The organism is Stenotrophomonas sp. Sm2128 (assembly GCF_030985535.1).
GTDB classification, from domain to species: domain Bacteria; phylum Pseudomonadota; class Gammaproteobacteria; order Xanthomonadales; family Xanthomonadaceae; genus Stenotrophomonas; species Stenotrophomonas maltophilia.
The window spans coordinates 1-20,688 of sequence record NZ_JAPTFQ010000066.1 but is presented as its reverse complement, the minus strand read 5'-3'; the positions used below and the strand labels follow the sequence as shown (position 1 = coordinate 20,688).

The window sequence follows — 20,688 nt, the reverse complement described above, 5'->3', positions numbered from 1 at the left end:
GCAGACCTGCGCCAGCGGTTTACCCTGTGCGCATGTCGCACCCTGAAGACGAAGATCCGGCCGCGTTGTTCCGCGCGGCCATCGGCGAAGTGACGCCGCTGCGCAAGGATGCCGAGCCGGCACCGGCTGCGCCCCGGCCGAAGCCGCGCGCGCGCATGGCCGAACGTGACGAGGCCGAAGCCGCCGGCGAGTTCGCCCGGCTGCTGCGCGACAGCACGCCACTGGAAGCCGGCGACGTGGCCAGCTATCGCCGCGACAACCTGCCACCTCGCCTGTTCCAGCGCCTCAAGCGTGGCCAGTATTCAGTGCAGGACGAACTGGACCTGCATGGCGCCACTGCCGCGCAGGCCGAGACGCTGCTGCGCCAGTTCCTGCTGGAAGCGCATGCACACGAGTATGGCTGCGTGCGCATCATCCACGGCAAGGGATTGCAGTCCGACGGCGGTGCACCGGTACTGAAGAACCTGGTCGACCGCCTGCTGCGGCTGCGCAACGACGTACTGGCATTCCATTCGGCGCCGACCGGGCAAGGCGGCACCGGCGCGGTGCTGGTGCTGCTGGCGCGGCGCTGAAAAAAGGGACGCCATGAGTCCAGGTAGAGTCGACTGTCAGTCGACTGCTCTTCCAGCGGCAAGCGAATACCCCGCGCTGCGCGCGCAAGTCGACTGACAGTCGACTCTACCGCGCGCCCTGCTCAGGCCTGCGAGGCGTCTTCGACCGGGCCGAGCTCGTGCAGCACGGCGGTGGCGTAGCAGCCCGGCGGCAGCGCGAACGATAGCTCCAGCACGTCATCGCCCAGCCACTGGTGCTGCAACAACGCGGGGCGCAGGCGCAGCGCGCGGCGCTCCTGCTTCAGGCGCGCGTCTTCCAGCCCGGCCCGCAGTGCCTTCGATTCCTCGTCGTCGAGTGCGGCCAGCTCCAGCTCGCGTGCCGCTTCGGTGCTGCGCAGCTCGCCTTCACCCCACAGCGGTGCGCTGGGATGGATGTCGAACCGCGCGAGGCGCTCGGCCAGCACGTCGGTGTACGGCTCCGGGCCGAACACGCTGCGGCTGCCGTCCAGCATCCACACCTCGCCGTCCAGTGGCTGATCCCAGTTGCCCTGCTCCACGCGCGCAGCCAGCACGCGGTTGAACAGCGCCGATCGGGCGGCAGACAGCAGCAGTGAACGCTGGTCCTTGCGCATGCGGCGGCCACCGAACATCGCCAGTGCCGCCGGCACGTTGCCGCCGTCGCGGCCAAAGCGCTGCTCGCCAAACCAGTTCGGCAGGCCGCGCCCGGCAATCTGCTGCAGGCGTTCGCTGATCGCTGCGGCATCGCCCTGCACCTCGCGCAGGACCAGCTTGAAGCGGTTGCCGGCCAGTGCGCCACGCTGCAGCTTGCGATTGTGCCAGGTCGCTTCGAGCACTTCGATCTCGTCACTGGCCAGCTCGGCCAGGTCCGGCGCAATGCGCTTGGGCAGGTGCACGCTGAAACGCTGGGTGGTGACCGCGTGGCGGTCTTTCATGCCGGCGTAACTCACCGCCATTTCCGGCAGGCCCGCCCACTTGGCCAGCACCTTGGCCACATGCACGGTGTTCGCACCGCGCTTTCGGATGTGCAGCAACAGGTGCTCGCCTTCGCCGGTGGCCTCGAAGGCCGGCAGCTCGTCAACCTGGAAATCGTCTGGCGTGGTGCGGATGCGCGCCGTCAACAACGGCGCACCAAATGCCAACGGCAGCGGAATCATGCCGCCACCAGCAACACGACCGCCTGTGCGGCAATGCCTTCACCACGGCCGGTGAAGCCCAGTTTTTCCGAGGTGGTGGCCTTGACGCTGACTGCATCCAGCGGCAACTGCAGCAGGCCGCCGATGCGCTCACGCATCGCCAGCGCATGCGGGCCAACCTTCGGCCGCTCGCAGATCACGGTGATGTCGGTGTTGCCGACGCGCCAGCCGCGCTCGCGCAGCAGGCTGTCGCAATGACGCACGAAGTCGCTGCTGTCGGCGCCCTTCCAGCGGTCGTCACTGGGTGGGAAATGCTGGCCGATGTCGCCCAGCGCCAGCGCACCGAGCATCGCATCGCACAAGGCGTGCAGGATCACGTCGCCATCGCTGTGCGCAAGCACGCCACAGCTGTGTGGAACGTTCACGCCGCCAAGCATGATGTGATCGCCTTCGCCGAAGGCATGGACGTCGTAGCCCTGGCCGATGCGGACGGGCGGGAACGGTGCGGTGCTCATGGATGCAACCCTTGCAGCAGGGCCACGCGGGCGGTCAGCCGGCGCGGCGGGAAAGTACGAATTCGAACCGGTCCAGATCGGCCGGGGTGGTGACCTTGAAGTTGTCCTCGCTGCCTTCCACCAGCAGCGGGCGCTGGCCCTGGCGCTCCATGGCCATCGCCTCGTCGGTGACTTCAACACCGGCGGCAGCGGCGTCGGACAGCGCGCGGCTGAGCTGGTGGCGGCGGAACAGCTGCGGGGTCAGTGCACGCCAGAGGCGCTCACGCGGCTCGGTGCCATCGATGCCACCGTCGTCGCCTGCACGCTTGAGCGTGTCACGTACCGGTGCGGCCAGGATCGCCCCCACCGGGTCGGTACGACCGACTTCAAGCAGGCGGCCGAGATCGGCCGGCGACAGGTTCGGCCGCGCGGCATCGTGGACCAGTACGAACTCATCAGCGCGCACCGTCTCCGGCAGCGCCTGCAGGCCAGCCAGCACCGAAGCGGCACGGGTCGCGCCACCGATGCAGGTCAGCACCGGCTTGCCCGCCCACTCGTTCCAGCCGGGCCAGTCGGCGTCGTCCTGGCCGATCACCACCATCGCCCCGGCCACGGCCGGGTGCGCCAGCAGGGCGTCCAGGGTATGGGCAAGCAGGATCTGTCCCCCTGCCTGCAGGTATTGCTTGGGCAACGGCGCGCCGAAGCGGGTGCCACGACCCGCAGCCGGAACCACGACCCAGATGGCCGCACTCATGGCACGTCCGCCGGGTGGTCGCCAACCTGCGCACTGACACCTGCCGCAGGCTGCGCCGGATGGACCGGCGCATCCTCGACCACACGATAGAACTTCTCGCCGGGCTTGATCATGCCCAGCTCGCTGCGTGCGCGCTCCTCGATGGCGGACTGGCCTTCCTTGAGGTCCTTCACTTCGGCAGCGAGCGCATCGTTGCGCTGCTGCAGACCCTCATTGTCCCGCTCCTGGTTGGCGACCTGGGCTTCGAGCATCATCACTTCGCCCGAATTGCCCGGACCGAACCAGAAGCGGTACTGCAGCCAGCCCAGCAGCAGGGCCAGCACCAGCAGCATCCAGCGCCAGTCGCGCATCGGCTCAGCGCTTCAGCGAAACGAACGCGTCACGACCGGCGTAACGCGCGCCGGCGCCGAGGGCTTCCTCGATGCGCAGCAGCTGGTTGTACTTGGCCACGCGATCGCTGCGGCACAGCGAACCGGTCTTGATCTGGGTGGCGGTGGTAGCCACTGCGATGTCGGCGATGGTGGTGTCTTCGGTTTCGCCCGAACGGTGCGAGACCACCGCGGCATAACCGGCGCGGTCGGCCATGGCGATCGCTTCCAGGGTTTCGCTCAGGGTGCCGATCTGGTTGACCTTGATCAGGATCGCGTTGGCGGTGCCCGAGTCGATGCCTTCCTGGAAGATCTTCGGGTTGGTCACGAACAGGTCGTCACCGACCAGCTGCACCTTCTTGCCGATGCGGTCGGTCAGCAGCTTCCAGCCAGCCCAGTCGTTCTCGGCCAGGCCGTCTTCGATCGTGATGATCGGGTACTGCGCGGCCCAGTCGGCGAGGAAGTCGACGAACTGCTCGGAGGTCAGGCGCTTGTTCTCGCCGACCAGGTTGTACTTGCCGTTCTCGAAGAATTCGCTGGAGGCGACGTCCAGGCCCAGCAGCACGTCTTCACCGGCGGTGTAGCCGGCCTTGCCGATCGCTTCAAGGATGGTGTCCAGCGCTTCGACGTTGCTGCGGAAGTCCGGAGCAAAGCCGCCTTCGTCGCCGACCGCCGTGCTCAGGCCGTGGCCCTTCAGCACCGACTTCAGCGAATGGAAGATTTCGGTACCGGCACGCAGCGCTTCGGAGAACGAGGTGAAGCCGACCGGCAACACCATGAATTCCTGGAAGTCGACGTTGTTGTCGGCGTGCGCGCCGCCGTTGATGATGTTCATCATCGGCACCGGCAGCGACGGGGTCACGCCGGTCCTGGCGGCCAGGTACTGCCACAGCGCCTGCTTGTTCGATGCGGCGGCGGCGTGCGCAGCGGCCATCGAAACACCCAGCAGTGCGTTGGCGCCCAGGCGGCCCTTGTTCTCGGTGCCGTCGAGATCGATCAGGCGACGGTCGAGGCCGGCCTGGTCGGTGGCCTCAAAACCCTTCAGCGCGGCGGCAATCGTGGTGTTGACGTTGTCGACGGCCTTGCGCACGCCCTTGCCCAGGTAACGGGTCTTGTCGCCGTCACGCAGCTCGACCGCTTCCTTGGTGCCGGTCGAGGCGCCGGAGGGAACCGCGGCACGACCGAACGAACCGTCCTCCAGGATGACTTCGGCTTCCAGCGTGGGGTTGCCACGACTGTCGAGGATTTCACGGGCGTGGATGCTGCGGATCGTGCTCATGGTCGGACCGGTTACCTGTCTGGAGAGGGGGCGACAAAACGAATGCCGCGTGATTATCCCCGGCTGCCCGCCACTTGCCAAATGGCGTGGGCGGCTTCAGCCCCAGCTGGACCCGATCACGATCAGGATCATCGACACCAGCATCACCAGCAATGCACCAGCAAGCGCCGCCAGGATGGGGCCACGCCGCCGTCGCCAGGCCAGCACCATCGCAACCGGGCTACCCAGGAAGGACAGCACCATCGTGACCAGTGCGCCCAGCAACCACCATTGCGTGGTCTGCACGCCGTTGTTCCCGTCCCCCGGCGGCCGGAAACCGGCCGTGAAGGCCAGTACGCCCACCACCAGGGCGATCCAGGTCAACACGGACAGCCCCAGGGCGATCAGGCCCCAGGGCCAGCCTCGCGCCGATGTGGTCGCATTCATCAAAGCACTCCGTAGAACAGGGCGCCGAGCCACAGCGAGAGCAGGATGATCGCCAGGCCGGCGGCCACCTTGCCGCGATTCAGCCTCCAGGCCTGCACAGCAGCAGCGACGCATCCCACTGCACCGAGCAGCTCTGCCACCAGCAGCGCAATGAAGTACGCGCTTAGATCGAGTGCGCTGCTGCCATCACCCGGCGGCCGCACGGACGCGGCACCGATCAGCACCAGCCCGAACATGCCCACAGTGAACAGCACGGCCAGGCCCAGTGCGATCAGGCCCCACGGCCACTGTTTCCAATGCCGGCGGCGGCGCTGGGTTTCCAGCGCCAGCCACGGGTCACGACTCACGCGAAGCGCGAGAAGCCGTGCTTCTTGGTCACTGCGTCGAGTTCCATCAAGGTCTCAAGCAGTGCTTCCATCTGGTCCAGCGGCCACGCATTGGGGCCATCGGACAGCGCCTTGGACGGATCCGGATGGGTCTCGGCGAACAAGCCGGAGATGCCCACCGCCACGGCGGCACGCGCCAGCACCGGCACGTGCTCGCGCTGGCCACCGGAACTGGTGCCCTGCCCGCCCGGCAGCTGCACCGAATGGGTGGCGTCGAACACCACCGGGCAACCGGTGTCGCGCATCACCGCCAGCGAACGCATGTCGCTGACCAGGTTGTTGTAGCCGAAGCTGGCACCACGTTCGCAGACCATGATCTGCTCGTTGCCGGTGGCCTTGGCCTTCTCCACGACCGGCTTCATGTCCCACGGCGCCAGGAACTGGCCCTTCTTGATGTTGACCGGCTTGCCGGCCGAGCACACCTTGCGGATGAAGTCGGTCTGGCGGACCAGGAACGCCGGGGTCTGCAGCACGTCCACCACCGAGGCCACTTCGTCCATCGGGGTGTATTCGTGGACGTCGGTCAGCACCGGCACGCCGATCTGCTTCCTGACCTCGGCCAGGACCTTCAGGCCCTCTTCCATGCCCGGGCCACGGAACGCGGTGCCCGAAGTACGGTTGGCCTTGTCGAAGCTGGACTTGAAGATGAAGTTGACGCCGAGCTTGTCGGTGACTTCCTTCAACTTGCCGGCGGTATCGAGCTGCAGCTGCATCGACTCGATCACGCAGGGGCCGGCGATCAGGAACAGGGGCTGGTCCAGCCCGACCTCGAATCCACACAGTTTCATGGCGTTTCCTTGTTGTCCGCAGCACCGGTCGGGCCGGTGCGCTGGGGGTTGAAGCATGCAGGATGGGGGCCGAAGCCCCCATTCACAAGTCAGGCGCGCGCTTCGGAAAGCAGCTTGCCGCCGGCCTTGCGCTCGCGAGCGGCGCGGATGAAACCGATGAACAGCGGATGGCCGTCACGCGGCGTGGACAGGAATTCCGGGTGCGCCTGACAGGCCAGGAACCACGGGTGCGCGTCGCGCGGCAGTTCGACCACTTCCACCAGGGTGTCGTCCATCGACTTGCCGGCGATCACCAGGCCGGCATCTTCCAGCTGGGTGCGGTAACGGTTGTTGAACTCGTAACGGTGGCGGTGACGCTCGGCGACGACGTCCTTGCCATACAGCTCGCGGGCCAGCGTGCCCGGCTTCAGGCGCTGTTCCTGCAGGCCCAGGCGCATGGTGCCGCCGAGGTCGCTCTTGTCGTCGCGCTTTTCCACGTCACCGGTCGCGGTGCGCCATTCGGTGATCAGGCCGATCACCGGGTTCGGCGACTGGCGGTCGTTCTCGGTGCTGTTGGCACCTTCCAGGCCGACCACGTTGCGCGCGTAGTCGACCACGGCCGCCTGCATGCCGTAGCAGATGCCGAAGTACGGCACCTGCTGCTCGCGGGCGAACTTCGAGGTCAGCACCTTGCCTTCGAAACCACGGTCACCGAAACCACCCGGCACCAGGATGCCGTCGACATCGGCCAGTGCGGCCATGTCGGTGCCTTCCAGGTCCTGTGCTTCCAGCCACTTCAGGTTGACCTTGGTGCGCTGGCGCAGGCCACCGTGCTTGAGGGCTTCGCCGACCGACTTGTAGGCATCCTGGTGATCGACGTACTTGCCAACCACGGCGATGGTCACTTCGTCCAGCGGATGCAGGGTCGCGTCGACCGCGTCTTCCCACATCGACAGGTCGACCGGGCCGGCCTTGTCGGCCAGCTTCAGCTGGTTGACCACGATCTCGTCCAGGCCCTGCGCGTGCAGGCCCGACGGAATGCGGTACAGCACGTCCACGTCCGGCACGCTGATCACCGCGCGCTCGGAGACGTTGGTGAACTGGGCGATCTTGCGGCGCTCCGAATCCGGCACCGCCTGCTCGGAGCGGCACAGCAGCACGTCCGGCTGGATGCCGATCGAGCGCAGCTCCTTCACCGAATGCTGGGTCGGCTTGGTCTTCAGCTCGCCGGCGGCGCCGATGTACGGCACCAGGGTAAGGTGCATGAACAGCGCCTTCTCCGGGCCACGCTCGGTGCGCACCTGGCGGATCGCTTCCAGGAACGGCAGCGACTCGATGTCGCCGACAGTACCGCCGATCTCGACCAGCGCCACGTCGTAACCTTCCGTGGCTTCATCGATGCAGCGGCGGATCTCGTCGGTGATGTGCGGGATGACCTGCACGGTCGCGCCCAGGTAGTCGCCACGGCGCTCCTTGCGGATCACGTTCTCGTAGATGCGGCCGGTGGTGACCGAGTTCTTGCGGCTCAGGCGGGTGCGCACGAAGCGCTCGTAGTGGCCCAGGTCGAGGTCGGTCTCGGCGCCGTCGTCGGTGACGTAGACCTCACCGTGCTGGAACGGGCTCATGGTGCCCGGGTCGACGTTGATGTACGGGTCGAGCTTCATCATCGTGACCTTCAGGCCACGGGCTTCGAGAATGGCGGCCAGTGACGCAGCGGCAATGCCTTTGCCGAGCGAGGACACCACGCCGCCGGTTACGAAAATCAAGGGAGTCATGGCTGCAAGCATCCTGTCTGGAAATGGAAAACGGCAGCACCACGCGCACCCGGAGGGCGGGCATGGAGCTTGAAGGGGGTTTTCCGGTTCGCTGGGGCAGCGAGGGAGGTGCTGGGCCGTGCGGCGGCAGGCGCCGGACGGGGACCACCCTGCGAGGTCGGGGCGGCCGTGCCGGTCAAATCGACCGTCACCTGCGACCCGCATTGCTGGCGACCACGCATGGCCGTGCCAGCCCATTCGCAAAGGGTGGACACGCACTTACTCCCGGAAAGCCATAGTTTACAGATTGATGGCCGCCAACCCAAGGGGCAGTTGCGGCCATCACCCAAAAGAAACGCCCCGCTGGGCGGGGCGTCGGGGGGCGAATCCCTTGCGGCAGGGGCTTCGGAGGGCGGAAGAATTACTTCTTCTTCCGCGCCTCTTCTTCCTCTTCCTGCTGCGGGGCCGGCTGGCCCTGCGCCTTCATTTCGGCATTGGCCTGGGCGCGGCGCTTGGCCTTGGCATCGGCTTCGGCCTGCGCCTTGTCGGCCTGGCCACCCTGCTGCGGGGCCGGCTGGCCGGCGTTCTGCGCCACCACCAGCGGCACTGCAACGGCGGCAGCGGCCAGGATCGCAATGGTCAGCAACTTCTTCATGAGGTCCTCCTCGCGGTATGGCTTGGATGTTTCGACCCAACGGGGGTCGCCGGCATTCAGATTCCAGTGGCTGCCATTTTACCCCCTCTGCGTCGCCGAGACTGAACCGCAGGCGTGCAAAATCCGGTGCCAGACCCCACACTTGCCCGTCGCTCCAAGCTTTCGAAGACAGATGAACGCCCGCTATAACGCCGCCGATATTGAAGTCCTGTCCGGCCTTGACCCGGTCAAGCGCCGTCCCGGCATGTATACCGACACCGCGCGCCCGAACCACCTGGCGCAGGAAGTGATCGACAACTCGGTGGACGAGGCCCTCGCCGGCCACGCCCGCTCGATCGAGATCACCCTGTACAAGGACGGCAGCGTGGAGGTCAGCGATGACGGCCGCGGCATGCCGGTGGACATCCACCCGGAAGAGAAGATCCCGGGTGTCGAGCTGATCCTGACCCGCCTGCATGCGGGCGGCAAGTTCAGCAACAACAACTACACCTTCTCCGGCGGTCTGCACGGCGTCGGCGTCAGCGTGGTCAATGCGCTGTCGACCCTGGTGGAAGTGCACATCAAGCGCGAAGGTGCCGAGCACCGCATCACCTTCCGCAACGGCGACCGCGCCACGCCGCTGGAAGTGGTCGGCAGCGTCGGCAAGAAGAACACCGGCACCCGCGTGCGCTTCTGGCCTGACCCGAAATACTTCGACACGCCCAAGTTCGCGGTGCGCGCGCTGAAGCACCTGCTGCGTGCCAAGGCCGTGCTGTGCCCGGGGCTGACGGTCAAGCTGACCGATGAGGCCACCGGTGAAGTCGACACCTGGTACTACGAAGACGGCCTGCGCGATTACCTGAAGCTGGAACTGGGCGAACGCGAATCGCTGCCGGCCGACCTGTTCGTCGGCAACCTGAAGAAGGACACCGAGGTGGTGGACTGGGCCGTGGCCTGGCTGCCGGAAGGCGAGCTGGTGCAGGAAAGCTACGTCAACCTGATTCCCACCGCCCAGCACGGCACCCACGTCAACGGCCTGCGTACCGGCCTGACCGAGGCGCTGCGCGAGTTCTGCGACTTCCGCAACCTGCTGCCGCGTGGCGTCAAGCTGGCCCCGGAAGACGTATGGGACCGCGTGTCGTTCGTGCTGTCGCTGAAGATGACCGACCCGCAGTTCAGTGGCCAGACCAAGGAACGCCTGTCCTCGCGCCAGGCCGCGGGCTTCGTTGAAGGCGCCGCCCACGATGCCTTCAGCCTGCTGTTGAACCAGAACGTCGAGCTGGGCGAGAAAATCGCGCAGATCGCCATCGAGCGCGCCAGCGCACGCCTGAAGACCGAGAAGCTGGTCGTCCGCAAGAAGGTCACCCAAGGCCCGGCCCTGCCCGGCAAGCTGGCCGACTGCATCAGCCAGGACCTGTCGCGCACCGAGCTGTTCCTGGTGGAAGGTGACTCGGCAGGGGGCAGCGCCAAGCAGGCCCGCGACAAGGACTTCCAGGCCATCATGCCGTTGCGCGGCAAGATCCTGAACACCTGGGAAGTCTCGTCCAACAGCGTGCTGGCCTCGGAGGAAGTACACAACCTGGCCATCGCCATCGGCTGCGACCCCGGCAAGGACGACATCAGCGGCCTGCGTTACGGCAAGGTCATCATCCTGGCCGACGCGGACTCCGACGGCCTGCACATCGCAACCCTGCTGACCGCACTGTTCCTGAAGCACTTCCCGGCGCTGGTCGATGCCGGCCACGTGTTCGTGGCGATGCCGCCGCTGTTCCGCATCGACGTGGGCAAGCAGGTGTTCTACGCCCTGGACGAAGAAGAAAAGCGCTCGATGCTGGACAAGATCGAACGCGAGAAGATCAAGGGCGCCATCAACGTGACCCGCTTCAAGGGCCTGGGCGAGATGAACCCGCCGCAGCTGCGTGAATCCACCATCCACCCGGATACGCGCCGCCTGGTGCAGCTGACCGTGGACGATCGCGAGCAGACGAGCTCGCTGATGGACATGCTGCTGGCCAAGAAGCGCGCTTCCGACCGCAAGGGCTGGCTGGAGTCGAAGGGCGATCTGGCCTCGCTGGAGGTCTGATCTTGGCACGGGGTCGGATCTCTTTGCCTGGCAAACGGCTCTGACCCGCTGCCCGGTAGTGCCGGCTCATGCGCCCTTGGCATTACGCCGCCATCGGCAAACCCGGCGGCGGCATAATGCGCGTCCACCCGTGTGGACCATCGTATTGGCCAGCCACTCGCTGCTGTTCCCCGCCCTGCCGCTGCACAGCGCGCGGTTGGTGCTGAGCCCGATCCGCCGTGACGACGCGGCCGCGCTGTTCGCGCTGCAATCCAATCCGGACGTGATGCGCTGGTGGAACCATCCGGCCTGGACACGACCTGCCGAAGCCCGCGAACAGATCGACGACGACCTTGCCGCGCACGCGATCGGCACCCAGTTGAAGCTGGCCCTGCGCGAATCACCCAACGGCCCACTGCTGGGCGTCTGCGTCGCATTCGCCATTGATCGTGAGGCCATGCGGGCCGAGATCGGCTATCTGCTGGCGCCCGACCGCCAGGGCCAGGGCTACATGCATGAGGCCCTGCAGCAGATGCTGGGCTATCTGTTCCACACCCTGCACCTGCACCGCATCGAAGCCGAGATCGATCCACGCAACGTACCCTCGGCACATGTGCTTGACCGCCTCGGCTTCCACCGCGAGGGGGTGCTGCGCCAGCGCTGGCGCATCCAGGGCGAGCTTTCGGACTCGGCCGTCTATGGCCTGCTGGCCAACGACGAAGCGGCAGCCGCCCTGCCCGTTTGATCCAATCTGGCCGCAAGCCGCTGCAGAACGTGGCCATGGCTTTGGACACATACGGCATGGCACTCCACCGGCCTAGCATCGGAACCCCCTTCCGCTGCCGATCCGGTGCCATGAAGTCCCTGCTGCACACTGCCGCGCTCTGCGTCGGCCTGCTCATCGCCCCCACCAGCGTGCTGGCCGCGCCCGCCGCTGACACCAAGCCCGATTCGAAAGACGACAGGACCGACGCGCCTGCGCTGCCCGCCGATGCGTCGGCGCGCCAGAGCATGCGCCTGGCCGGCCGCACCCTGGACTACACCGCCACCGTCGGCACCCTGCCGGTGCGCGATGAGAAGGGCAAGGTCATCGCCGATGTGGTGTTCACTGCGTACACGATGCCGGGCAAGGACCGGCCGGTGACGTTCGCGCTCAATGGCGGGCCCGGTGCCTCGTCGGTGTACCTCAACATGGGCGCGATCGGGCCCAAGGTGGTCACCTTCGGTTCGGAAGGCGACAGCGCCTCGGCGCCCGCCACCCTGCATGACAACCCGGGCACCTGGCTGGATTTCACCGACCTGGTATTCATCGACCCGGTCGGCACCGGTTTCAGCCGCGCGCGCATCGGCGATGACGAGGCGAAGAAGCAGCTGTACAACCCCGGCGCCGACATCGAGTACCTGTCGCGCTCGATCTACGACTGGCTGCTGCGCAACCAGCGCATGGCGTCACGCAAGTACCTGACCGGCGAGAGCTACGGCGGCTATCGCGGCCCGCGCATCACCCATTTCCTGCAGACCCGGCTGGGCGTGGCGATGAACGGCCTGGTACTGGTCTCGCCGTACCTGAGCCCGACGCTGGAAGACAACGCCGACGTCTCGCCGATGGCATGGATGCAGACGCTGCCGTCGATCGCCGCGGCGCACCTGGAGCGCCAGGGCAGGCTCACCGACGCGGCAATGCGCGAGGTGGTGGAGTACACCCGTGGCGATTACGCCACCGCGTTGATGAAGGGCCGCAGCGATCCGCAGGCGACCGAGGCGATGCTGCGCCGGGTGACCGAGCTGACCGGGCTTGACCCGCAGTTCGTGCGCCGTGCCGGTGGCCGTCTTGAAACCCAGGCCTACCTGCGCGAAGTATTCCGCGACAAGGGCACGCTGGGCAGCCGCTACGACTCCAATGTGACCGCGTTCGATCCATTCCCGAATCACCCGGAGCAGCGCGCCAATGATCCGCTGCTGGACAGCATCATTGCGCCGACCACCACGGCGATGGTCGACTTCGTGACGCGCGTGGTCGGCTGGAAGGTGGATGCACGCTACCAGGCGCTGAACTACGACGTGAATCGGTTGTGGGACCGCAACGGCGAGCTGCGCCAGGGTGCGGTGACCCAGCTGCGCCAGGCGGTGGCGATCGATCCGCATCTGCAGGTGCTGATCGTGCATGGCTGGAACGACCTGTCGTGCCCGTTCATGGGTTCGATCCTGACGGTGGACCAGATGCCGGCGATGGGCAGCAACCCGGACCGGGTGCAGGTGCGGAGCTATCCGGGCGGGCACATGTTCTACAGCCGGGCGGACAGCCAGGCGGCGTTCCGCAAGGATGTGCAGGCGCTGTTCCAGCGTAATTGAGGGGTTCGGCCGGGCCTGCGGCCCGGCACCCGCCGGATCGACGGCAACGGCAACTGCAACGGCAAAAGCAGGGTTTCCGTGGGCTGGCGAGGTGGGGTGGGGTTGCAGGACACGCCGTAAACCCGTCCCTGGGGGCTCGATGGCGCCATCCATGGCGCCAACGGTCCTGCAACCCCACCCCACCCCGCCGCTGACAGGTTCCTGCTGCTGTTGGTGGGTCCGACCGTTGGTCGGCACGGGATCGGATCCCTGCTTCTGCTCTGGTAGGTGTCGACCTTGGTCGACACGATGTGTCCGGAAGAATTCTCTGCCCATGAAAAAGCCCGCCGGATACCGGCGGGCTTTTTCGTTTGCAACCCTGGCGTGGCGATCAGGTCCAGCCGAACAGCTCGAACAGCTTCAGGATCAGGTACGCACAGCCGCCGGCTGCCGGGATGGTCAGGATCCAGGCCCAGACGATGCGTTCGATCACGCCGAACTTCAGCGAGCGCGGGTTCTTGGCGAAGCCGACGCCCATGATCGCGGTGGAGATGCTGTGCGTGGTCGAGACCGGCATGCCGAAGTGGGCGGCCAGGGTCAGGATGGTGGCCGAGCTGGTCTCCGCGGCGAAGCCGTGGATCGGGTGCAGCTTGACCATCTTGTGGCCCAGGGTCTTGATGATCTTCCAGCCGCCCGAAGCGGTACCGGCGGCCATCACAACCGCACAGGTCAGCACGATCCACATCGCGATGCCGTCACCGGCGTGGGCGTCCGGGTGCATGAAGGCCAGCCAGGACGGCAGGTCATCCAGTGCGCCGGTGGCCTCGGCACCGATCAGGGTCATGGCGATGATGCCCATGGTCTTCTGCGCATCGTTGTGGCCGTGGGCGAAGCCCATGTAGGCCGCCGAGGCGATCTGGGCCTTGCCGAAGAAGGCATTGACGATGCGCGGGCGGGCCAGGCGACCGATGGCGCCACCGATCCTGGCCAGGCCGGCGATCAGGCCCCACAGCAGCACCATCACCACGATGCCGAGCAGGAAACCGGCGATCGGCGAGGTGATCATCGGCACGAACACCTTCCACAGCAGGCCCTTGTTCTGCGCCCAGCTGCCCAGGCGCTCGGACCAGATCAGCGCGTCCCAGTTGTTGTGGGCAGCCGCCAGGCCGGCGCCGCAGAGGCCACCGATCAGCGCATGCGAGGACGAGGACGGCAGGCCCTTCCACCAGGTGATCAGGTTCCAGATGATGCCGCCCAGCAGCGCGCACAGGATCACCTGCGGGGTGACCTCGACCACGTTGGTGTTGAGCAGGCCCGAAGCGATGGTCAGCGCCACCGCGGTGCCGGTCAGCGCACCGATGAGGTTCATGAAGGCGGCCAGCATCACCGCCCAGCCGGGCGAGAGCACCTTGGTCGCCACCACGGTGGCAATGGAGTTGGCGGTGTCGTGGAAGCCGTTGATGAACTCGAAGACGAGCGCGGCCAGGATCACCACCAGGACAAGGGTCAACATGCGGCGGCGTCCGTCAGCTGTTCTTCAACACGATCTGGTAAGCAACCACGCCTGCCTCGCGGCAACGGTCGATGGCCTTTTCCAGGATCTCGAAGAATTCCTTCAGCAGGAACATCTGCAGGTTGTCCAGGCGGCCGGAATAGATGTCGCGGTACAGCTCGAGCATCAGGCGGTCGGCCTCGTTTTCCAGCGAGCGCAGCTTCTCGTTCAGCGCGGTCATCCGGTCCAGGTTCATGTGGCGCAGGTCGGCCACCATCTCCACCACCACGCCGGCGGCCTGTTCCAGCATCGCCGCGCGCGGCGCGAAGTCGATGTGCTCCAGGTGGGTCGTGGCCAGCGAATAGCGATCGGCGAATTTCTCGATCTGCTTGGGGATCTTGTACAGGGCCGAGCCCAGCGCTTCGATGTCTTCGCGCTCGATCGGGGTCATGAAGCTGTCCACCAGCGCCTGGCTGATCTTGTCCGAGGCCGCGCGCTCGCGCAGGCGGGCCAGCTTGAAGGCGTCCAGCGCGGGCTGGCGGTCGGCCTCGCGCAGCATGGAATGCAGCGCCTTGGCGGCGTCGGAGGCCGCGACGGCAGCCTCATCGAGCAGGGTGTAGAACTGTTTGCCGGAACCGAAAATGGTCTGCAGAGAGAACATTGAGAAACCTGTCAGCCGTCGCGGGAAGGACGGCACCAGACGGAATTATGACGGCTAGATGACCATCTCGGGTATCCCCGCCCCCTTTCCGGGGCTCGGAACCCCGAACCTGAACAGGCGGTTGCCACCCTGCCACGCCCCTTTGCTAAGATGCCAGCGCGCCTTCGGGCGCACCTTATGGACGACGACCCTTATCCCCCTGCGCCGCGCCGGACCCCGTTCCTGAGCGCCTGCCGCCATCGCAAGCACCCGCCCTCCCTGCCACCAACCGGGGACGACGCCCGTGTTTGAAATGATCCTGATTGTCTTCGCGCTTGTTCTGCTGAACGGCTTCTTCGCCATGTCCGAGATGTCGGTCATGACCTCGCGCAAGAGCCGCCTGAAGCAGATGGCCGCCACCTCCAAGCGCGCGGCCAAGGCGCTGGAGCTGTCCGAGAAGCCGGAGAGCTTCCTGTCCACCGTGCAGATCGGCATCACCGTGATCGGCGTGCTGACCGGCTACCTCGGCGGCGAAGCGCTGGGCGAAGCCTTCGCCGGCTGGATCCAGGGCCTGATGCCGGGCTTCGCCTATGCCGGCAACATCGGTACCGCGCTGGCGGTCAGCCTGATCACCTTCATTACGCTGATCTTCGGCGAACTGGTGCCCAAGCGCCTGGCGCTGACCCGTTCGGAGGCCATTGCCGGCCTGGTCGCGATGCCGATGAGCTGGCTGGCCAAGCTCGCCCTGCCCTTCGTCTGGCTGCTGTCCAAAACCACCCAGCTGGTGCTGCGCCTGTTCGGCCTGGGCAAGGATGAAGTCGCCTCGGTGACCGAAGAAGAGATCCGCATGCTGGTCGCCGAAAGCCACGAGGCCGGCGTGATCGATGCCCACGAGCGCGACATGATGAACCGCGTCATGCGCCTGGGCGACCGCACCGCCGACAGCCTGATGACCCCGCGCAACCGCATCGCGTGGCTGGATACCCAGGCCGGGCTGGAGCGCAACCTGGAAATCATGGCCGAACACGAGTTCTCCCGGTACCCGGTGTACCGCGACAACGACATGGACGTGGTCGGCGTGCTCGAACTGAAATCGCTGGCCACGCGCATGGCGCGCGGCGACAACGCGCTGTTCCAGACCCTGCGCGAACCCCTGTACGTCTCCGAATCGACCCACGCGATGAAGCTGCTGGAAATCTTCCGCGAGGAACAGCAGTCGATGGCACTGGTGGTGGACGAGTACGGCGAGATCCAGGGCCTGGTGACCATCAGCGACCTGATGGGCGCGGTGGTCGGCCGCCTGCAGGCGGTGGAGAACGCCGACGAGGACGCGCTGGTGGTGACCCGCGAAGACGGCTCGCTGCTGGTGGACGGCTCGCTGCCGATCGAAGACGTGCGCGAACTGATCGGCAGCAACGACCTGCCCGACGCCGAGGACGGCGACTACTACACGCTGGCCGGCATGTGCATCCATTACTTCGGCCGCATTCCGCACGCAGGCGAGTACTTCGACTGGGCGGGCTGGCGCTTCGAAGTGGTTGACCTGGACGGTGCGCGCGTGGACAAGCTGCTGCTGCGCACGTTGTCCGACGAGCAGGCCGATGAGCTCACCGCCTGAGGCCGGCAAGGGTCCGGGCGACGAGCGCCCGGCCTATCGCAACGAGGGCATCCGTACCCTGCTGGAGATGTTCGCCTCTGGCGATCCCGCCGAGCACATGCCGCTGGGCCAGATCCTCGGCAACCTGCAGCAGAGCGCGTTCGGCGTGTTCCTGTTCGTGGCGATCCTGCCGTCGTTCATCCCGATCCCGGGCATGGGCGGCGCGGTCAGCGGCCCACTGGTGGTCCTGATCGGCCTGCAGATGCTGTTCTGCCTGCGCCGGCCCTGGCTGCCCGGCTTCATCGCCCGCCGCGGGCCGAAGCGCGGCACCATGCATCGTTTCCTGGACCGCATCGACCGACCGCTGCGGCGCCTGGACAAGATGCTGAAACCCCGCCTGCCGCAGCTGCTGACACCGCTGCCCGCCCACGCCTTCAGTGGCCTGCTGCTGGTGTTGCTGGGCCTGCTGCTGTCGTTGCCGATTCCCTTCACCAATTTCCTGTTCGGCTTCCAGCTGCTGCTGTTCTCGCTGGCGCTGCTGGAACGCGATGGCGCGCTGATGCTGTTCAACTGGATCGCCGCCGTGGCAGCGATCGCGTTCTTCGGTTTCAGTTCGGGGCAGCTGGTGGGTTATACGGTGGAGCTGTTCCAGCGCTGGTTCTGATCCGGAATCCGGTAGAGCCGGCCGCTGGCCGGCTGCCACGTTTCCAGGTTTGCCGGCCAGCGGCCGGCACTACCAATACCGGACATCGGTCATCACCGAAGATCAATGAAACCGTTGTCGGCCAGCGCCGCCGGTTCGTCCTGCACCGCCGACAGCACGAACGTCAACGCCTTGCCCAGCAGCGTGCCCGGACCGTCCCAGTACTCGGCACTGTCGGCGCGCACATGGATCAGGCGAAGGTTGGGGTCATCCTTGCCACCGGGGAAGAACAGCTTCATCGCCGGTGACCACAGCTCCTCGATCTTCGCGCGATCGTCGACCACGCGTGCCCGCCCCGCCACCGACACATAGGTGTTCTTCGAGGGCGAGGCATACGCCACGTTGACCCGCGGGTCGAGCGCGATCTCGGCCACCTTGGGGCTGTCGCCGGTGATCACGAACCACAGGTCACCGTCGAAGGCGACCTGCTGGGTGGCCAACGGCCGGCTGTAGAGGCGGCCATCGACGCCGGTGGTGGTGAACATCGCCACCTCCACGTCCTTGATCAGTTCTGCCAGTTGGGCAATGTGTTCGGCGCGGGTGTCGGCCATGTGGGGGCTCCTTCGATATGAGCCCCCATCAGACGCGGTTCGGCCGCAATGGGCCGTGACGCAATTGTTCAGCCCGCGTGGCGGGCGTGCCAGGCCTGCATCGCCAGTTCGAACGAGCGCAGGCGCGCGCGGTGGTCGTACAGGTTGGCGGTGAGCATCAGCTCGTCGGGCTTGTGCCGTTCGACGAACGCGGCAATGCCCTCCGCCACCTGCTGCGGATCGCCCAGCACGGTGCAGGCCAGCGCCCGCTCCACGCCCAGTTTTTCGTGCGGCTCCCAGAAGGACTCGATGTCGTCGATCGGTGCCGGAATCTTGCCCGGTCGGCCGCGACGCAGGTTCACGAAACTCTGCTGCTGGCTGGTGAACAGGCGCCGCGATTCGGTTTCGCTGTCGCTGGCAACGACGTTCAGGGCCAGCATCGCGTGCGGCTGCTTCAGCGTGGCCGAGGGGCGGAACTCGCGCCGGTATACAGCAACGGCTTCATCCATCGCGTCGGGTGCGAAGTGCGAGGCGAACGCATACGGCAGGCCCATCGAGGCGGCCATGCGCGCACCGAACAGGCTCGAACCGAGGATCCAGGTCGGCACCCGCAGGCCGCCACCCGGAACCGCCTGCACCGCCTGCCCGGGTTGTACCGGCTCGAAGTAATGCAGCAGCTCGCGCACGTCCTGCGGGAACTGGTCGGCGCTGTCGAAGTAGCGGCGCAGCGCACGCGCGGTCGGCTGGTCGGTACCGGGTGCACGGCCCAGGCCGAGGTCGATGCGGTCCGGATACAGCGAAGCCAGCGTGCCGAACTGCTCGGCCACCTGCAGCGGGGCATGGTTGGGCAGCATGATGCCGCCGGCACCGACGCGGATGCGCTTTGTGCCACCCGCCACGTGGCCGATCAGCACGGCGGTGGCCGCGCTGGCGATGCCCGGCATGTTGTGGTGTTCGGCCAACCAGTAGCGGCGGTAGCCCAGCGCATCGGCGTGCTGGGCCAGTTCCAGCATGTTGGCGAAAGCGGCGGTGGTGTCACTGCCCTCGCAGACCGGGGCCAGGTCAAGGATCGACAACGGGATCATCAGGCGTTTTTCCGTCACAGGATCCCCCATGCATGGGGTCGGCCAGGCGCCGCGGCCAGTGACGGTGGCGGGATGCTGATTCCCGTGTGGCGGGTTCAGGGCTGACCGGGCCGATCCGGGGTGCCCTGATGCGCCAAGCGCGATTGGTAGTGCCGGCCGCTGGCCGGCATACAGGTAGATGGCTTCGCAGCCGGCCAGCGGCCGGCTCTACCGCGGAAGCGTCAGAACGCGCTGGGGCGCGGCTCCGGCAGCGGCTGGTCGACCATCGGCTTCAGCTCGGCATCCAGCGCCACGCGCTCATCGAACACGAAGCAGCGGCCTTCGTAGCCTTCGCCGCCCACCTCCTCGAAGTAGCCGAGGATGCCACCGTCCAGCTGCAGCACGTTGTCCATGCCGTCGTTGACCATCCACAGCGCCGCCTTCTCGCAGCGGATGCCGCCGGTGCAGAAACTGACCACGGTGCTGTCTTTCAGCGCCTCGCGGTGCGGCGCCAGCGCCTCGGGCAGGTCGGTGAACTTGTGAATCGGCAGCACCAGCGCATCCTTGAAGGTGCCGTACTCCACTTCCTGCAGGTTGCGGGTATCGAGCATCACCACCGGCTTGCCGGCGTCGTCATGCCCCTGCCGCAACCAGCGTTGCACCGTGGCCGGATCGACCGCCGGCGCGCGCGGATAGTCCAGCGGCTGACCGTCGTCACGGCGGAAGCTGATGATCTCGTCCTTCACCTTGGCCTTCAGCCGCGCGAACGGCTGATGTTCACTGAAGCTGGTCTTGACCCGCATATCGGCAAACCGCGCGTCAGAACGCAGCGCCGTGTAGAAACCCTCGACCGCCTCCGGCGCACCCGCCAGGAACAGGTTCAGCCCCTCGCCCGCCACCAGGATCGTGCCCCGCAACTGCGCCGCCTCGGCACGCGCCAGCAACTGGTCGCACAGGGCCTGGGGAGCGTCGATGACGGCGAAATGATAGGCAGCGGTATTGGCGATCATCCTGGCATTTTAGCGCCTCCCGCCCCTCCGGGCAGATTCAGGGGTCAGAGCCCTCTGCGCAGCAGAGGGACCCGACCCCAAGCCCGGCAAACAACCGGAATCTGTCATGGGTGGGGCGGTGTGGGCAGGCGGGGGCGCAGAGCGCCATGGATGGCGCTCTACGAGGCACGCATGTTCAGGGGTGAGATATATCAGGGGGGGCTGCGAGATATCTAGCCGGAAGACCCCGGAAGAAAGCTGGCAATGGCGGATCGAGATGGAAAGCCATTGCGCCTGGTGCAATCAGGGTGCTGTGCGGAACAGACTCATCTGATTGAGGTTACGATCCCGGAAGTTCGCCCTGGCGAGCAGCTTGCGGATCCCTTGCTCAGACATTCTGTATCGCTTCGCCAAGCCCGGAACTGTAGCCCCATTGCGGTGGGCGTCCAGTATCTCACGCTCGCGTGGGCTGAGCTTGAATGAGGCGTCCTGGGGAAAGTAGATGGTCTGGCCGCCCCAGTCTTCGGCCAAGGTGTCCGCCACCGCCGCGCCGATCTGCTCTGCGAAGTCGTCGCCGAGGCCGAGCGCACGCGCAGCCGTAGCCGCCGCCGAAGCGGCATTGGCCAAGAGCTCGTTGCGGCGGGCCTCCATCGACTTCATGCCGAAGGGGCCTCCCGCCGGGCGCGGCGATTGGCATCGATCTGAAGAGCGGC

At 66.5% G+C, this 20,688-nt stretch carries 22 protein-coding genes; 6 read left to right on the top strand and 16 right to left on the bottom strand.

Annotation, left to right across the window (positions count from 1 at the left end; all coding sequences use genetic code 11):
- Positions 1 to 32: 32 nt before the first annotated feature.
- Entirely contained in the window at positions 33 to 572 is a 540-nt protein-coding gene (locus O0K41_RS16900) for a Smr/MutS family protein (RefSeq protein WP_005409007.1), read from the top strand.
- Between the two features lie 122 nt (positions 573 to 694).
- On the opposite strand, the gene truD is transcribed toward O0K41_RS16900, so the two are convergent.
- The 10 genes from truD to O0K41_RS16850 all read right to left on the bottom strand — a co-directional run bounded on the left by truD (position 695) and on the right by O0K41_RS16850 (position 8,588).
- Complete coding sequence (gene truD / locus O0K41_RS16895; RefSeq protein ID WP_005409006.1) at positions 695 to 1,726, bottom strand: tRNA pseudouridine(13) synthase TruD; 1,032 nt, start codon at positions 1,724 to 1,726, stop codon at positions 695 to 697.
- Positions 1,723 to 2,220, bottom strand: coding sequence for a 2-C-methyl-D-erythritol 2,4-cyclodiphosphate synthase (gene ispF, locus O0K41_RS16890; RefSeq protein WP_005409005.1), 498 nt, complete (start codon positions 2,218 to 2,220; stop codon positions 1,723 to 1,725). The genes truD and ispF overlap by 4 nt, the downstream gene beginning before the upstream one ends.
- Positions 2,221 to 2,254: 34 nt before the next feature.
- Positions 2,255 to 2,953: a 2-C-methyl-D-erythritol 4-phosphate cytidylyltransferase gene (ispD, locus tag O0K41_RS16885; RefSeq protein ID WP_005409004.1), complete on the bottom strand. Its 699-nt coding sequence runs from the start codon at positions 2,951 to 2,953 to the stop codon at positions 2,255 to 2,257.
- Entirely contained in the window at positions 2,950 to 3,303 is a 354-nt protein-coding gene (gene ftsB, locus O0K41_RS16880) for a cell division protein FtsB (protein WP_005412924.1), read from the bottom strand. Before ftsB ends, ispD begins: the two co-directional genes overlap by 4 nt.
- Before the next feature lie 4 nt (positions 3,304 to 3,307).
- Complete coding sequence (eno, locus tag O0K41_RS16875; protein WP_005409002.1) at positions 3,308 to 4,600, bottom strand: phosphopyruvate hydratase; 1,293 nt, start codon at positions 4,598 to 4,600, stop codon at positions 3,308 to 3,310.
- A 96-nt stretch (positions 4,601 to 4,696) separates the two neighbouring features.
- Positions 4,697 to 5,026 (bottom strand): hypothetical protein, encoded by a 330-nt coding sequence (locus O0K41_RS16870; protein WP_308304538.1) that lies wholly within the window; start codon positions 5,024 to 5,026, stop codon positions 4,697 to 4,699.
- Positions 5,026 to 5,373: a hypothetical protein gene (locus O0K41_RS16865; protein ID WP_164223137.1), complete on the bottom strand. Its 348-nt coding sequence runs from the start codon at positions 5,371 to 5,373 to the stop codon at positions 5,026 to 5,028. Before O0K41_RS16865 ends, O0K41_RS16870 begins: the two co-directional genes overlap by 1 nt.
- Positions 5,370 to 6,200, bottom strand: a complete 831-nt coding sequence (gene kdsA / locus O0K41_RS16860; RefSeq protein WP_005408999.1) for a 3-deoxy-8-phosphooctulonate synthase — start codon at positions 6,198 to 6,200, stop codon at positions 5,370 to 5,372. The genes O0K41_RS16865 and kdsA overlap by 4 nt, the downstream gene beginning before the upstream one ends.
- An 89-nt stretch (positions 6,201 to 6,289) precedes the next feature.
- Positions 6,290 to 7,954, bottom strand: a complete 1,665-nt coding sequence (locus tag O0K41_RS16855; protein WP_005408998.1) for a CTP synthase — start codon at positions 7,952 to 7,954, stop codon at positions 6,290 to 6,292.
- A 400-nt stretch (positions 7,955 to 8,354) separates the two neighbouring features.
- Positions 8,355 to 8,588 (bottom strand): hypothetical protein, encoded by a 234-nt coding sequence (locus O0K41_RS16850; protein ID WP_005408997.1) that lies wholly within the window; start codon positions 8,586 to 8,588, stop codon positions 8,355 to 8,357.
- Positions 8,589 to 8,760: 172 nt separating this feature from the next.
- Here O0K41_RS16850 and parE point away from each other — a divergent pair, with 172 nt between their 5' ends.
- The 3 genes from parE to O0K41_RS16835 all read left to right on the top strand — a co-directional run bounded on the left by parE (position 8,761) and on the right by O0K41_RS16835 (position 12,981).
- Entirely contained in the window at positions 8,761 to 10,650 is a 1,890-nt protein-coding gene (gene parE, locus O0K41_RS16845) for a DNA topoisomerase IV subunit B (protein ID WP_005408996.1), read from the top strand.
- A gap of 145 nt (positions 10,651 to 10,795) precedes the next feature.
- A complete protein-coding gene (locus O0K41_RS16840; protein ID WP_024956351.1) occupies positions 10,796 to 11,374 on the top strand; it encodes a GNAT family protein in 579 nt (192 codons plus the stop codon).
- A 110-nt stretch (positions 11,375 to 11,484) separates the two neighbouring features.
- Positions 11,485 to 12,981, top strand: a complete 1,497-nt coding sequence (locus O0K41_RS16835) for a S10 family peptidase (protein ID WP_164223134.1) — start codon at positions 11,485 to 11,487, stop codon at positions 12,979 to 12,981.
- Positions 12,982 to 13,351: 370 nt separating this feature from the next.
- On the opposite strand, the gene O0K41_RS16830 is transcribed toward O0K41_RS16835, so the two are convergent.
- The gene (locus tag O0K41_RS16830; RefSeq protein WP_005408993.1) at positions 13,352 to 14,473 is read right to left on the bottom strand and encodes an inorganic phosphate transporter; all 1,122 of its coding nucleotides are present in this window, start codon (positions 14,471 to 14,473) and stop codon (positions 13,352 to 13,354) included.
- A gap of 13 nt (positions 14,474 to 14,486) precedes the next feature.
- On the bottom strand, positions 14,487 to 15,113 hold the full coding sequence (locus O0K41_RS16825; protein ID WP_004152833.1) for a DUF47 family protein: 627 nt from the start codon (positions 15,111 to 15,113) through the stop codon (positions 14,487 to 14,489).
- 292 nt (positions 15,114 to 15,405) lie between these two features.
- Between O0K41_RS16825 and O0K41_RS16820 the strand changes: the two genes are divergently transcribed.
- Together O0K41_RS16820 and O0K41_RS16815 are read left to right on the top strand one after the other, a co-directional pair.
- Positions 15,406 to 16,710 carry a hemolysin family protein gene (locus O0K41_RS16820; protein WP_005408992.1) on the top strand — a complete coding sequence of 435 codons (1,305 nt, stop codon included), beginning with the start codon at positions 15,406 to 15,408 and terminating at the stop codon, positions 16,708 to 16,710.
- Positions 16,694 to 17,353, top strand: coding sequence for an exopolysaccharide biosynthesis protein (locus O0K41_RS16815; RefSeq protein ID WP_005412917.1), 660 nt, complete (start codon positions 16,694 to 16,696; stop codon positions 17,351 to 17,353). Before O0K41_RS16820 ends, O0K41_RS16815 begins: the two co-directional genes overlap by 17 nt.
- A 92-nt stretch (positions 17,354 to 17,445) precedes the next feature.
- Here O0K41_RS16815 and O0K41_RS16810 read toward each other — a convergent pair whose 3' ends face one another.
- The 4 genes from O0K41_RS16810 to O0K41_RS16795 all read right to left on the bottom strand — a co-directional run.
- Positions 17,446 to 17,943, bottom strand: a complete 498-nt coding sequence (locus O0K41_RS16810) for a pyridoxamine 5'-phosphate oxidase family protein (RefSeq protein ID WP_005412916.1) — start codon at positions 17,941 to 17,943, stop codon at positions 17,446 to 17,448.
- Between the two features lie 68 nt (positions 17,944 to 18,011).
- Positions 18,012 to 19,007 (bottom strand): LLM class flavin-dependent oxidoreductase, encoded by a 996-nt coding sequence (locus O0K41_RS16805; protein WP_088436461.1) that lies wholly within the window; start codon positions 19,005 to 19,007, stop codon positions 18,012 to 18,014.
- A gap of 221 nt (positions 19,008 to 19,228) precedes the next feature.
- On the bottom strand, positions 19,229 to 19,996 hold the full coding sequence (locus O0K41_RS16800) for a sulfurtransferase (RefSeq protein WP_088436460.1): 768 nt from the start codon (positions 19,994 to 19,996) through the stop codon (positions 19,229 to 19,231).
- A 282-nt stretch (positions 19,997 to 20,278) separates the two neighbouring features.
- Positions 20,279 to 20,688, bottom strand: a 410-nt coding sequence (locus O0K41_RS16795) for a Mor transcription activator family protein (protein WP_308304537.1), incomplete at its 5' end; no start/stop codon positions are given.